Consider the following 13,639-nt stretch of genomic DNA (forward strand, 5'->3'; position numbering starts at 1 on the left):
GCTACGCCCGGTGCAGCCGGCTGGCCTTGCGCAGCGACTCGCGCGCGCGCCGCCGGTCCCCCGCCGCGTCGTACGCGAACGCCAGGTGGTACCAGGACCTCCAGTCGTCCGGCTCCGCCTCGGCCAGCTCGCGCGCGGGCTCGAACGCGGCCCGGGCCGCGGCGCGGTCGATCCGGCCGCCGGGCGAGCGGGGCAGGTCGTCGATCGGCAGCTCGTCGGCGGCCGCCAGCTCGTCGGCCATCCGCTGCACGTCGATGGCCAGCAGCCACTCGCGCGCCACGAGCCAGATGACCAGCGGCGGGAGCACCCAGAACGCGATGCCGAGCCCGATGCCGACGGGCTCGCCGGTGCGCACGAGCGCGGTCGCGCGGCTGGCCACGATCCAGACGTACAGGGCGAGCAGGCCGGTGAGCGCCACCGCGCCCGCCACCGAGGTCCAGCGGACGCGGCTCGACGAGGTCGCCACGCTCACGCCAGGTCGAGCAGGTGCTCGAGGCCGACCGTCAGCCCCGGCCGCGAGCCCACCCGCCGGACCGCGAGCAGCACGCCGGGCATGAAGCTCACGCGGTCGAACGAGTCGTGCCGGATGGTCAGCTGCTCGCCGGGGTTGCCCAGCAGGATCTCCTCGTGCGCCACGAGCCCCCGCAGCCGCACGGAGTGCACGCGCACGCCGTCGACGTCGGCGCCACGCGCACCGTCGAGCGCCTGCGAGGTGGCGTCCGGGGTCGGTCCCAGCCCGGCGGCGGCGCGGGCGGTCGCGATGGCCGACGCCGTGTGCCGGGCGGTCCCGGACGGGGCGTCGACCTTGTCGGGGTGGTGCAGCTCGATCACCTCGGCGGACTCGAACCAGCGCGCAGCCCGGGCCGCGAACGCCATGGCCAGCACGGCGCCGAGCGCGAAGTTGGGGGCGACGACCACGCCGACGCCCGGGCGGTCCGCCAGGTGGTCGTGCACGCGCGCCAGGGACTCGTCGGTCCAGCCGGTGGTGCCGACGACCAGGTGGACCCCGGCGTCGACCAGCGCGTGGACGTTGCCCTCGGTGGCCGACGGGACGGTGAAGTCGACGGCCACCTGGGCGCCCGCGTCGACGACGGCCTGCAGGTCCCCGTCGGCGTCCAGGGCGGCCACCAGCTCGAGGTCGGGGGCGCCCTCGACGGCCGCGACGACGGTCGATCCCATGCGGCCCGCCGCACCCAGCACGGCCACCCTGATGCGCTCGCTCACGACCAGCAACCCTAACGTCAGGCCGGCACCCCGAGCGCCGCCGCGATACCGGCCTCGAGCCGGCGCAGCTCCACGTGGTTGAGCCCCGTGAACCGCTCCACCTCCCGCGGCGGGTAGCCGGCCCGCAGGTACCACTGCAGCACCGCCAGCGCGTCGCCCGGGCGCACCGGACCCGGGCCGACGGCGTCGCGCACGAACGCCGAGAACCGCACGGCCGCGAGGAACGCCTCCGGGGAGATCCCGACCGTCTGCACGACCTCGCGGTGCAGCGCGCCGATCGCGAGGTCCGCCTGCCGCGACAGGTCGGAGGCCCGGACGAGCCCCCGCTGCTCGATGACGCTGCGCAGCACGGGGGCGATCGCGTCGAGGGGCGAGCCGACGGTGACGGGCGCGGCGTGCACCGCCAGCGCCGAGCCCAGGGCTGCCGCGGCGTCGGCGTCGCGCCCATGGCGCAGCGCGTCGGCGCACTCCTGCTCCACCGCGGCGCCGAGGAACGCGTCGAGCGCGACCGCGTCGTACGACGGCTTGCGCACCCCCATCCGCGCCAGCGCCACGGGGTCGAGCTGCGCCCCGAGACGGACCGCGGGCCCGCGCTGCTCGCGCACGAACGCGCGCTCGGCCAGGCCGCGCACGCCGCTGCCGTCGGGCGTGCGCAGGAGGCTGAGGGGGTCGATGTGCTCGCCCGGCGTCCCCGTCGCGACGGTCACGAGCCCGTGCCCGTCCGGCAGCAGGACCTCGCGCTCGACGGCCCCCTCGGGCACGTGTACCACCCACAGGTGCTCGACGATCCCGAGCGCGCTCGGCGGGGGTGCGTACCGGTGGTAGACGACCTGGTCGGTGACCATGCCCCCATCATCGCGCGTCGGCACGCGCGGCACGCCGATTCCGCGGTCCGGCCTCGCGCCGCCCGCGTCGAGGGTGGGCGGGTCAGTCCCCGAAGGGGCCGACGCGGACGACCGAGCGCGGGCGCGACGCCAGCTCCGCGGCCAGGTCCTGCACGTCCTGCACGGTGACCGCGCGGATGAGGTCGAGCGACTCGTCGATGCTGAGAAGCGAGCCGTGCACGAGCTCGGACTTGCCCAGGCGGCTCATGCGCGACCCGGAGTCCTCCATGCCGAGCACCAGGCCGCCGGCCAGCTGGCCCATCGAGCGCTCGAGCTCCGCCTGCGTGATCGGCGCGTCGGCCATGCGCTCCCACTCCGCGACCATGAGCGCGACGACCTCGTCGACCTTGCCGGGCGTGCAGCCCGCGTAGAGGCCGAAGACGCCGGTGTCCGCGTGCCCGGACGCGAACGAGTACGTGGAGTAGGCCAGGCCGCGCCGCTCGCGGATCTCCTGGAAGAGCCGCGACGACATGCCACCGCCGAGGACCGCGTTCAGCACCGAGAGCGTGAACCGCTTCGGGTCCGTGGCGGTCAGCGACGTGCCGCCGATGATGACGTTGGCCTGCTCGGTGTGCCGGCGGATGGTCCGCTCGACGCCCTGCGCCGGGATCCCGTCCTGACCGGCCTGCACGGCGACGTCGGTGAGCACCCGGCGGCCGTGCGGCTCGGCGCCCGCGTCGAGCGGCCAGCCGCCCGTGGCCAGGGCCTCCTCGACCTGCGCGCACAGCACGTCGTGGTCGACTCCCCCGGCGGCCGTGACCACCAGGGTGGAGGGGCGGTAGTGCTCGCGGTAGTGCTCCCACACCGCGTCGCGCGGGACCGCGCGGATGGAGTCGGGGGTGCCGCCGATGGGCCGGCCGAGCGCGTGCGCGCCCAGCACCGCGGCGGCGAACTGCTCGTGGACGACGTCGCTGGGGTCGTCGTCGTTCATCGCGAGCTCTTCGAGGATCACGCCGCGCTCGGTCTCGAGCTCGTCGGTGTCCAGGCGCGCGGAGGTGACCATGTCCGCGATGACGTCGACCGCCATCGGCAGGTCGGTGTCGAGCACGCGTGCGTAGTAGCAGGTGTGCTCCTTGCCGGTGGCGGCGTTCGCCTCACCACCGACGGCGTCGAACGCCTCCGCGATGTCCATCGCGGTGCGGCGCGCGGTGCCCTTGAACAGCAGGTGCTCGAGGAAGTGCGTCGAGCCGTGGTGGCCGTCGGACTCGTCGCGCGAGCCGACCCCCACCCACGCGCCCACGGTCGCCGAGCGCAGGCCCGGCATGTGCTCCGTGAGCACGCGGACCCCGCCGGGCAGGACGGAACGACGCACGATGGCGTCGCCGTCCTGCCCGACGGACTGCTCGGCCCCGGGCTGACCCGGGCGGACGAGCGGGAGGTCCAGCGGCATCGTCAGGCGTCGACCGGCTCGGCCGTGCCCTCGGCAGGAGCCTCGGACTCCTCGCCCTCGATGACGGCGTGCAGGGAGAGCTTGCCCCGCGGGTCGATCTCGCCGATCTCGACCTGGACCTTCTGGCCCACGGCCAGCACGTCCTCGACGTTCTCGACACGACGACCGCCGACGAGCTTGCGGATCTGCGAGATGTGCAGCAGACCGTCCTTGCCCGGCGACAGGGAGATGAACGCGCCGAACGTCGTGGTCTTGACGACCGTGCCGACGAAGCGCTCCCCGATCTCGGGCATGTGCGGGTTGGCGATCGCGTTGATCGCCGCACGCGCGGCCTCCGCCGACGGACCGTCGGTGGCGCCGATGTAGACCGTGCCGTCGTCCTCGATCGAGATGTCGGCGCCGGTCTCCTCCTGGATCTGGTTGATCATCTTGCCCTTCGGCCCGATGACCTCGCCGATCTTGTCGACCGGGACCTTCACCGTGATGACGCGCGGAGCGAACGGGCTCATCTCGTCGGGCACGTCGATCGCCTCGGCGATGACGTCGAGGATCGCCAGGCGAGCCTCCTTGGCCTGCGTGAGCGCGCCGCCGAGCACCGAGGCGGGGATGCCGTCGAGCTTGGTGTCGAGCTGGATGGCCGTGACGAACTCGCGGGTACCGGCGACCTTGAAGTCCATGTCACCGAACGCGTCCTCGGCGCCGAGGATGTCGGTCAGCGCCGCGTAGCGGGTCTCACCGTTCACCGTGTCGGACACGAGGCCCATCGCGATGCCGGCGACCGGCGCGCGCAGCGGCACACCGGCGTTGAGCAGCGACAAGGTGGACGCGCAGACCGAGCCCATGGACGTCGAGCCGTTGGAGCTCAGCGCCTCGGAGACCTGGCGGATGGCGTACGGGAACTCCTCGCGGCTGGGCAGCACCGGCATGAGCGCGCGCTCGGCGAGCGCCCCGTGGCCGATCTCGCGACGCTTCGGCGAACCGACGCGACCCGTCTCGCCCGTGGAGTACGGCGGGAAGTTGTAGTTGTGCATGTAGCGCTTGCGCGTCTCCGGGGAGAGCGTGTCGAGCTGCTGCTCCATGCGGAGCATGTTCAGCGTGGTGACGCCCAGGATCTGGGTCTCGCCGCGCTCGAAGATCGCCGAGCCGTGCACGCGGGGCAGCACCTCGACCTCGGCCGAGAGCGTGCGGATGTCCCGCAGGCCACGGCCGTCGATGCGGAAGCCGTCCGTGAGGATGCGCTGGCGGATGAGCTTCTTCTGCACCGAGCGGTACGCGGCGGAGAGCTCCTTCTCGCGGCCCTCGAACTGCTCGGAGAGCTGCGCGACGACCTCGGCCTTGATCTCGTCGAGGCGGTTCTCGCGGGTCTGCTTGTCCGCGATGCTCAGCGCGTCGCTCAGCGGCGCGGTCGAGGCGGCCTCGACGGCGGCGTAGGCGTCGTCCTGGTAGTCCGGGAACGTCGGGAAGACCTGGGTCTCCTTGGCGGCCTTCGACGCCAGCTCCTGCTGGGCCTCGACGAGCACCTTGATGAACGGCTTCGCGGCCTCGAGGCCCTGGGCGACGATCTCCTCCGTGGGGGCCACGCCACCCTCGAACTTGATGATGTTCCAGGACTTCTCGGGGGCCTCGGCCTCGATCATCGCGATCGCGACGTCGCTGCTCCCGTCACCCGAGGTGACCACTCGTCCGGCGACGACCATGTCGAACGTCGCGCGCTCGCGCTCGGAGTACCGCGGGAAGGCGACCCACTGGCCGTCGACGAGCGCGATGCGCACGCCACCGACGGGGCCGGAGAACGGCAGGCCCGACAGCTGCGTCGAGATGGACGCGGCGTTGATGGCCAGCGTGTCGTACGCGTCGTCCGGGTGGATCGACAGGACGGTGATGACGACCTGGACCTCGTTGCGCAGGCCCTTGACGAACAGGGGGCGCAGCGGGCGGTCGATCAGGCGGCACGCGAGGATGGCCTCGGTGCTGGGGCGACCCTCGCGGCGGAAGAACGAGCCGGGGATCTTGCCCGCGGCGTACTGCCGCTCCTCGACGTCGATCGTCAGGGGGAAGAAGTCGAACTGCTCCTTCGGGTGCTTGCCGGCCGTCGTGGCGGCGAGCAGCGTCGTCTCACCGTCCAGGTAGGCGACAGCGGCACCGGCGGCCTGCTTGGCGATGCGGCCGGTCTCGAAGCGGACGGTGCGGGTGCCGAAGCGACCGTTGTCGATCACTGCCTCGGCGAACTGGATCTCGGGACCCTCCACGGGTGCCCTCCTCTGTGGTGAAGGCGCCGGCCGTCCGCGAGCGATCTTCGATCGAGGCCACCGGACTCCCCTCGCGGGGCTTCCGGAAACCACTACCGAGGACCGGACCGAGCGGACCGACGCGGTGTGGTGGTGCAGGTGGTGCTGGTCGTGCGGGTGACGCGTGCGCAGCCGTGACGCCACACCAGCCCGGACCCTGAGCGGGTCCGGGCTGGTGCAGAGCGTTATCGGCGCAGACCGAGCTTCTCGATCAGGGCGCGGTAGCGGTTGATGTCGATCTTCTGGAGGTAACCCAGCAGGCGACGACGCTTGCCCACGAGCAGCAGCAGACCGCGGCGGCTGTGGTGGTCGTGCTTGTGCGTCTTGAGGTGCTCCGTGAGGTCCTTGATGCGCTGCGTGAGCATCGCGATCTGGACCTCGGGGGAACCGGTGTCACCCTCGTGGGTGGCGTGTTCGGTCATGATGGACTGCTTGACGGCACTTTCGAGCGGCACGGTTCTCCAGGTTGTCTCGTTGCGCGGTGCTCCGGGGCTTGTCCACCCGGGCTCTCTCGTTCCGCGGCCGTTCAGACGGCGCACACAGACTATCAGGCTGCGGGACCGGTCCCCGCATCGGCCCCGGCGTCCGCGCCCGCCTCCGTGACCTTGTCCGTGCCCCCGTCCGTGCCGCCCGTCGGGCTCCCGTCCAGGATCTCCCGCACGCGCGCGACGTCCTCGTGCATCCGCACCAGCAGCTCGTCGATCGAGTCGAACCGCAGGGTCGGCCGCAGCCGCTCGACCAGCTCCAGCACGACGACCTCGTCGTAGAGGTCGAGGTCCGTGCGGTCCAGCACGTACGCCTCGACCCGCCGCTGCACGCCGTCGAACGTCGGGTTGGTGCCGATCGACACCGCCGCCGGCAGCACGCGGTCGGGGTCGGCGGCCTCGACCGGCGAGCCGTCCGCGTGCAGCACGCGGCGCAGCCAGCCGGCGTAGACGCCGTCGGCGGGGACCATGCCCTCGGCCTCCTGGCTGAGGTTCGCGGTCGGGAAGCCCAGGTCGCGGCCCCGCGCGTCACCGTGCACCACGACGCCCCGCACGCGGTGCGGCCGGCCCAGCACGCGCGCCGCCTGGACCACGTCGCCCGCCTCGAGCAGCTCGCGCACCCACGTGGAGGACCAGCGGCGGCGCAGCGGGTCCGCCGCGCGGTCCTCGGCGCTGCCGGGGTCGGCCGACCGCGCGGGGGTGACGTCCTCGATGACCTCGACGGCGAAGCCGTGCGTGCGGCCCAGGGCGACCATGGTGGCCAGGTCGCCCGAGTTGTCGATGCCGAACCGCACGTCGCGGCCGACGACCACGGTCTGCGCGTGCAGCACGTCGACCAGGTAGCGCTGCACGAACTCCTCGGGCGTCTGCCGGGCGAACTCGAGCGTGTACTCGAGCAGCAGCACGGCGTCCAGGCCGGTCTGCTCCAGCAGCTCGAGCCGGTCGGCGTCGCCGGTCAGCAGCGGCGGGGCGGTGTCGGGCCGGTGCACCTGCTGCGGGTGCGGGCTGAACGTGACGGCCACCGCCTGGGCTCCGGCCGCCGCGGCGTCCGCGCACATGCGCCGCAGCACGCTGACGTGCCCCCGGTGGACACCGTCGAAGTTGCCGATCGTCACCACCGACGGACCGAAGTCCGCGGGCACGTCGGACAGCTCCCTCCAGACCTGCACACCTGCTCCTCGTCGTCCGTCCCCGGGTCGAGATCCGGGGCCCGACCGACAAGCCTGCCATCTCGGGCGACGCTCGCCCGCCACGGCGCGGCCGACGACCTCGTCCCGGCGCCCGTCAGGCCGGGGCGAACACCAGGGCCGGCCGGACCTTCCCGCCCCGCTCCTCGAGCAGCGCGACCAGCTCGCCGTCCGCCCGGATGCCGGCGACGGTGACCCCGGAGCCGGCCTCGTCCGCGCCGATCGACTGCCCGTACGACAGCGCGCGCGCCTCGTCGTCGCTGAGCTCGCGCACCGGGAACGTGGCCCGCGCGGCGTCGGCGAGCGGCAGCACGTCGATCGGCACGTCCGTCGGCACGGCCTCCAGCTGCTCGAGGGACCGGGCGACGTCGAGCCCGTAGCCGCCGACCCGGGTCCGTCGCAGCGCGGTGAGGTGGCCGCCGACGCCGAGCCCGGCGCCGAGGTCGCGGGCCAGCGCGCGCACGTAGGTCCCCGACGACACGATGACCAGGACGTCGACGTCCAGCACGGCACTGCCGTCCTCGGTGCGGGCGGGTCGCACCTCGTGCACCTCGAACCGGCTGACCGTGACCGGCCGCGCGGGCAGCTCGACGTCCTCGCCGGCCCGGACCCGCGCGTAGGCGCGCTGCCCGTCCACCTTGATGGCCGACACGGCGCTCGGCACCTGCTGGATCGCGCCCGTCAGCCGCAGGACGCCCGCCTCGAGGTCGACGGCCGAGACGGCGGACGCGTCGGTCACCGCGAGGGTCTCGCCCTCGGCGTCGTCCGTCGTCGTCGACACCCCGAGCCGGACGGTCGCCGTGTACTCCTTGTCCGCCCCCACGATGTACGTGAGGAGCCGGGTCGCCCGCCCGATGCCGACCACGAGCACGCCCGTGGCCATGGGGTCCAGGGTGCCGGCGTGCCCGACCTTGCGCGTGCCGGCGAGGCGGCGCATGCGCGCCACGACGTCGTGGCTGGTCCAGCCGGCCGGCTTGTCGACGACCACCACGCCGTCCGCGGCCGTCGGGCGACGGTCCCCGCGGGGCCGGTCGCCGGCCGTCACGCGGTGCGCCGCTCGGCGATGTCGTCCTGCACGCACTGCACGAGGCCGTCCAGGCCGGCGTCCTCGCCGACGTGCGCGGGGGCGTCGACCGCGAGCAGCACGTTGATGAGCATGCCCTGCGCGACGAACACGCGCGCCGCCTGCTCGTCCTCGCCGGAGCGCTCCTGGAACAGCCGGAACGCCTCTCCCAGCGTGTGCCGCGCGACCCGTCCGACCTCCTCGTCGGCGCCCGCGATGAACCCGTGCATGACCAGCCGCAGCAGGTCGCGGTCGGCGAGCAGCCCGATGTAGGCGTCCCCCATCCGCCTCGCGGCGTCCGGGCCCGCGGGCACGGACGACAGGGCCGTGAGGATCTCCGCGCTGGCCACCTTGTACGCCTCGAGGAACAGCTCGCGCTTGGTGCCGAAGAGCCGCACGACGTACGGCTGCGAGACCCCGGCCGCGCGCGCGACCTCGTCGGTGCTGGCCGCGTAGCCGCGCTCGGCGAAGACGGTGCGGGCCGCGACGAGGATCTCCTCGCGCCGCTGGGCCCCGGACATGCGCTGGGCGGGCTTCTTGGGACCCCAGCCGACGGTCTGGTCGAGAGACATGGTTGACATGTTATCAGTCGATGCCTACGGTCGTCCTTGTTAGTAATCAGTCAATGCCAACAAGGAGCACCCCGTGACCGTCACGATGCCGGCACCGGCCCAGGTCCCCCTGCCACCGACTGCGCCGCCCTCCACCGCGCGTCGCCGCGGCACCGCGGTCGCCCTGATCGCCGCCTCCGTGCCCATGTTCATGGCCACCCTCGACAACCTGGTCATGACCACGGCGCTCCCCGTCCTGCGCACCGAGCTCTCCGCCTCGCTCGAGCAGCTGCAGTGGATGGTGAACGCCTACACGCTCAGCTTCGCCACCCTGATGATCGCCGCCGCCACCCTCGGCGACCGCTGGGGCCGCCGCCGGGTGTTCGTCGCCGGCATCACGCTGTTCGCGCTGGCCTCGATCGCCTCCGCGCTGTCCACCACCGCCGGCATGCTCATCGCCGCCCGGGCCGTGCAGGGTGCCGGCGCCGCCGCGATCATGCCGCTGTCGCTCACCCTGCTCGCCGGTGCCGTGCCCGCCGCCCGGCGCGCCATGGCGATCGGGATCTGGGGCGGCGTGTCCGGCCTCGGGGTCGCGCTCGGCCCGGTCATCGGCGGCGCGGTCGTGGACGGCATCTCCTGGGAGGCCATCTTCTGGATCAACGTGCCCGTCGCGCTCGTGGCCGTCCCGCTCGTGCTCTGGGCGCTGCCCGAGTCGCGGGGCCGACGCCAGCCGCTCGACCTCGCGGGCCTCGCGCTGGCGGGGTCGGGCATCCTCTCGCTGGTCTGGGCGATCATCCGCGGCAACGACGACGGCTGGGGCTCCACCCGCGTGGTGAGCGGGCTCGCCGTGGGCGTGCTGCTCCTCGCCGCGTTCCTGTACCGCGAGTCGCGGACGGACCACCCGCTGGTGCCTCTGCGCCTGTTCCGGGTGCGGTCGTTCTCGGTGGCCAACGCCAGCGCGCTCGCGTTCTCGTTCGGGGTGTTCGGGCTCGTGTTCCTGCTCGCGCAGTACCTGCAGATCGGGATGGGCTACACCCCGCTGCAGGCCGGCATCCGCACCCTGCCGTGGACCGCGGCACCCATGATCTTCGCGCCGATCGCCGGCATGCTGGCGCCCCGGCTCGGGGTCCGTCCGCTGCTCGCGACGGGCCTGCTGCTGCAGGCCGCCGGCCTGGCCTGGCAGGGCCTCGTCGTCACCAGCGACTCGCTGGTCTACGCGGACCTGGTGCCCGGCCTCGCGCTGGCCGGCATCGGCATGGGCCTGACCTTCGCCCCGAGTGCCACGGCGGTCCTGTTCGACATGGCCCCCGACGACCACGGCACGGCGAGCTCGGTGAACGCGACGATCCGGGAGATCGGCGGGGCGCTCGGGGTCGCCGCCCTGGTGGCCGTCTTCACGGCGTCGGACGGCACCCTGACGCCCGGCGGCTACGTCGCCGGCCTGCAGCCCGCCGCGCTGGTGGCCGCGGGGGTGGTCGCCCTCGGCGCGCTCGTCGTCCTGGTCGGGATGCCCCGGGACACGGGGCGCACCGTGCGCGCCTGACAGACGACGACGCCCCCGCGGACCAGGTCCGCGGGGGCGTCGTCGTGCGGGCGTCAGTCGTCGGCGGCGTCCGCGTCGTCGTCGGCCTTCTTGTACGGGTCCGCGTCGCCGGCGAAGCTCGCCTGCGCGGCGAGGGCCGCGACCTCGCGGTCCCGGCGCGCCGCCTCGAGCAGCGCGGCGTCGAGCTGGGCCGACGTGTCGGGCAGCGCGTCGAGGTGGAAGTCCAGCGACGGGGTCAGCCGGATGCCCGTCTGCTTGCCCACCTCGGACCGGATGATGCCCTTCGCGCTCTCGAGCGCGGCGGCCGTGTCGGTGCGCGCCGCGTCGTCGCCGAGCACGGTGTAGAAGACGTCGGCGTGCTGGAGGTCGCCCGTGACGCGCACGTCGGTGACCGTGACGAAGCCGAGTCGCGGGTCCTTGATCCGGGTGTCGAGCATCTGCGCGACGACCTGCTGGATGCGCTCGCTGAGCTTGCGTGCGCGTGCGGTGTCCGCCATCGGATCACTCCTTGTCTGGTTGAGAGAGACCGCAGGGCGGGCGAGGAGGAGTCCTCGCCCGCCCTGCGGGCGTAGATCGCTGGGGTCAGGCGCGAGGCTTCTCGCGCATCTCCCAGGTCTCGATGATGTCGCCGATCTCGACGTCGTTGAACGACCCCAGGCCGATACCGCACTCGAAGCCCTCGCGGACCTCCGTGGCGTCGTCCTTGAACCGCTTGAGCGACTCGATCGACAGGTTGTCGCCGATGACCTTGCCGCCGCGCGTGATGCGCGCCTTGGAGTTCCGTCGGATGAGGCCCGAGCGGACGATCGAGCCGGCGATGTTGCCGAACTTCGACGACCGGAAGACCTCGCGCACCTCGGCGGTGCCGAGCTGCGTCTCCTCGTACTCCGGCTTGAGCATGCCCTTGAGGGCAGCCTCGACGTCGTCGATCGCCTGGTAGATGACCGAGTAGAAGCGCACGTCGACGCCCTCGCGGTCCGCCAGCTCCTCGACGCGCTCCGCGTACTTGACGTTGAACCCGATGATGATCGCCGAGTCGACGGTGGCCAGGTTGACGTCGTTCTGCGTGATGGCACCCACCCCACGGTGGATTACCCGCAGCTCGACCTCCTCGCCCACGTCGATCTTGAGCAGCGCGTCCTCGAGCGCCTCGACGGCACCCGACACGTCGCCCTTGAGGACCAGGTTGAGGGTCTCGACCTTGCCCTGCTGGAGCGCCTGCGTGAAGTCCTCGAGGCTGATGCGCTTGCGACGCTTGGCCAGGAGGGCGGCACGCTCGGCCGCCTCGCGCTTCTCGCCGATCTGACGAGCGGTGCGGTCGTCCGGCGCCACGATGAACGTGTCGCCGGCGCGGGGCACCGAGGTCAGGCCGAGCACCTGGACCGGACGCGACGGCCCGGCCACCGTGACCGGCTCGCCGTGCTCGTCGAACATCGCCCGGACGCGGCCGTAGGCCGTGCCCGCCACGACGGCGTCGCCGACCTCGAGCGTGCCCGACTGGACCAGCACCGTCGCGACGGCGCCGCGGCCCTTGTCGAGGTTCGCCTCGATGGCGACACCACGAGCGGCCTTGTCGGCGTTGGCCCGCAGGTCGAGGGCCGCGTCCGCCGTGAGGAGGACCGCCTCGAGCAGCTGGTCGATGCCCTGGTTCTGCTTGGCGGAGACGTCGACGAACATCGTGTCGCCGCCGTACTCCTCGGCCACCAGGTTGTACTCGGTGAGCTGCTGGCGGATCTTGGCGGGGTTGGCCCCCTCCTTGTCCACCTTGTTGACCGCGACCACGATCGGCACGCCGGCCGCCTGGGCGTGGTTGAGCGCCTCGATGGTCTGGGGCATCACGCCGTCGTCCGCCGCGACCACGAGGATCGCGATGTCGGTCACCTGCGCACCACGGGCACGCATGGCGGTGAACGCCTCGTGGCCCGGGGTGTCGATGAACGTGACGGCCCGGTCGATGCCCTCGTGCGTCGTGTGCACCTGGTAGGCACCGATGTGCTGGGTGATCCCGCCGGCCTCGTCCGCGACGACGTCCGTCTGGCGGATGGCGTCGAGGAGCTTGGTCTTTCCGTGGTCGACGTGACCCATGACGGTGACCACGGGGGGCCGCGCCGTCAGGTCCTCGTCGCCCTCGGCCTCGAGCTCGGCGTCCAGGTCGATGTCGAAGGCCCCGAGCAGCTCGCGGTCCTCCTCCTCGGCCGACACCATCTCGATGACGTAGCCGAGCTCGACGGCGAGGGTCCCGAAGGTGTCCTCGTCGAGCGACTGCGTCGCCGTGGCCATCTCACCGAGGTGGAACAGCACGGTGACCAGCGAGGCGGGGTTGGCGTCGATCTTGTCGGCGAAGTCGTTGAGCGACGAGCCGTGCCGCAGGCGGACGACGGTCTTGCCGTTGCCGCGAGGAACCTGCACGCCACCCAGCGAGGGGGCCTGCATCTGCTCGAACTCTTGACGCTTCGCACGCTTCGACTTGCGGCCACGGACGGGACGACCGCCCGCACGACCGAACGCACCCTGCGTGCTGCCACGACCGGCACCGCCGGGACGACCGCCGCCGCCACCGGGACGACCGGCGAAGCCGCCGCCGCCACCGGGAGCGCCACCGGGCGCACCGCCGCCGCCACCGGGACGACCGGCGAAGCCGCCACGCGCGCCACCGGCGCCGCCGGGGCCACCACGGCCACCGGGACCGGCCGGACGCTCGCCGGGACGACCGACGCCGCTCTGGGTACGACCCGGCATCATGCCGGGGTTGGGGCGCGGACCGCCCGGACGGGGACCACCGGGACGGGGACCGCCCGGACGCTCGCCGGCCGAGGCGGCCGGAGCACCCTCGGTGGCGGCGGGACGACGGTCACGGTCGCCCGGACGCGGCATGCCCTGCGAGGGCGCGAACGGGTTGTTGCCCGGACGCGGGCCACCGGGGCGGGGGCCGCCGGCGCGCTCACCCTGGCGGGGCATGCCCTGCGAGGGAGCGAACGGGTTGTTGCCCGGACGCGCGGCCGGGGGGGCCTGACGCGGGCCGGG

The 13,639-nt window shown here is 73.2% G+C and carries 12 protein-coding genes; 1 reads left to right on the plus strand and 11 read right to left on the minus strand.

What is annotated here, in order from left to right:
- Position 1: 1 nt before the first annotated feature.
- The 9 genes from AB5970_RS15410 to AB5970_RS15450 all read right to left on the minus strand — a co-directional run bounded on the left by AB5970_RS15410 (position 2) and on the right by AB5970_RS15450 (position 9,093).
- Entirely contained in the window at positions 2 to 466 is a 465-nt protein-coding gene (locus AB5970_RS15410; RefSeq protein ID WP_370504836.1) for a hypothetical protein, read from the minus strand.
- A gap of 2 nt (positions 467 to 468) precedes the next feature.
- Positions 469 to 1,224, minus strand: a complete 756-nt coding sequence (gene dapB, locus AB5970_RS15415) for a 4-hydroxy-tetrahydrodipicolinate reductase (RefSeq protein WP_370504825.1) — start codon at positions 1,222 to 1,224, stop codon at positions 469 to 471.
- A gap of 17 nt (positions 1,225 to 1,241) precedes the next feature.
- On the minus strand, positions 1,242 to 2,069 hold the full coding sequence (locus tag AB5970_RS15420; protein WP_370504826.1) for a hypothetical protein: 828 nt from the start codon (positions 2,067 to 2,069) through the stop codon (positions 1,242 to 1,244).
- An 82-nt stretch (positions 2,070 to 2,151) separates the two neighbouring features.
- A complete protein-coding gene (locus tag AB5970_RS15425) occupies positions 2,152 to 3,498 on the minus strand; it encodes a M16 family metallopeptidase (RefSeq protein WP_370504827.1) in 1,347 nt (448 codons plus the stop codon).
- 2 nt (positions 3,499 to 3,500) lie between these two features.
- Entirely contained in the window at positions 3,501 to 5,747 is a 2,247-nt protein-coding gene (locus AB5970_RS15430; RefSeq protein ID WP_370504828.1) for a polyribonucleotide nucleotidyltransferase, read from the minus strand.
- Between the two features lie 224 nt (positions 5,748 to 5,971).
- The gene (gene rpsO, locus AB5970_RS15435; RefSeq protein WP_370504829.1) at positions 5,972 to 6,241 is read right to left on the minus strand and encodes a 30S ribosomal protein S15; all 270 of its coding nucleotides are present in this window, start codon (positions 6,239 to 6,241) and stop codon (positions 5,972 to 5,974) included.
- A 92-nt stretch (positions 6,242 to 6,333) separates the two neighbouring features.
- Entirely contained in the window at positions 6,334 to 7,440 is a 1,107-nt protein-coding gene (locus AB5970_RS15440) for a bifunctional riboflavin kinase/FAD synthetase (protein WP_370504830.1), read from the minus strand.
- A 115-nt stretch (positions 7,441 to 7,555) separates the two neighbouring features.
- Positions 7,556 to 8,503 (minus strand): tRNA pseudouridine(55) synthase TruB, encoded by a 948-nt coding sequence (gene truB / locus AB5970_RS15445; RefSeq protein WP_370504831.1) that lies wholly within the window; start codon positions 8,501 to 8,503, stop codon positions 7,556 to 7,558.
- The gene (locus AB5970_RS15450) at positions 8,500 to 9,093 is read right to left on the minus strand and encodes a TetR/AcrR family transcriptional regulator (RefSeq protein WP_370504832.1); all 594 of its coding nucleotides are present in this window, start codon (positions 9,091 to 9,093) and stop codon (positions 8,500 to 8,502) included. Before AB5970_RS15450 ends, truB begins: the two co-directional genes overlap by 4 nt.
- Positions 9,094 to 9,166: 73 nt before the next feature.
- Between AB5970_RS15450 and AB5970_RS15455 the strand changes: the two genes are divergently transcribed.
- Positions 9,167 to 10,615 (plus strand): DHA2 family efflux MFS transporter permease subunit, encoded by a 1,449-nt coding sequence (locus tag AB5970_RS15455; RefSeq protein ID WP_370504833.1) that lies wholly within the window; start codon positions 9,167 to 9,169, stop codon positions 10,613 to 10,615.
- A 53-nt stretch (positions 10,616 to 10,668) separates the two neighbouring features.
- On the opposite strand, the gene rbfA is transcribed toward AB5970_RS15455, so the two are convergent.
- Positions 10,669 to 11,112, minus strand: coding sequence for a 30S ribosome-binding factor RbfA (gene rbfA / locus AB5970_RS15460; RefSeq protein ID WP_370504834.1), 444 nt, complete (start codon positions 11,110 to 11,112; stop codon positions 10,669 to 10,671).
- Positions 11,113 to 11,197: 85 nt separating this feature from the next.
- On the minus strand, positions 11,198 to 13,639 hold a 2,442-nt coding region (gene infB, locus AB5970_RS15465; RefSeq protein ID WP_370504835.1), incomplete at its 5' end, for a translation initiation factor IF-2.

The organism is Cellulomonas sp. ICMP 17802 (assembly GCF_041295535.1).
Taxonomy (GTDB): domain Bacteria; phylum Actinomycetota; class Actinomycetes; order Actinomycetales; family Cellulomonadaceae; genus Cellulomonas.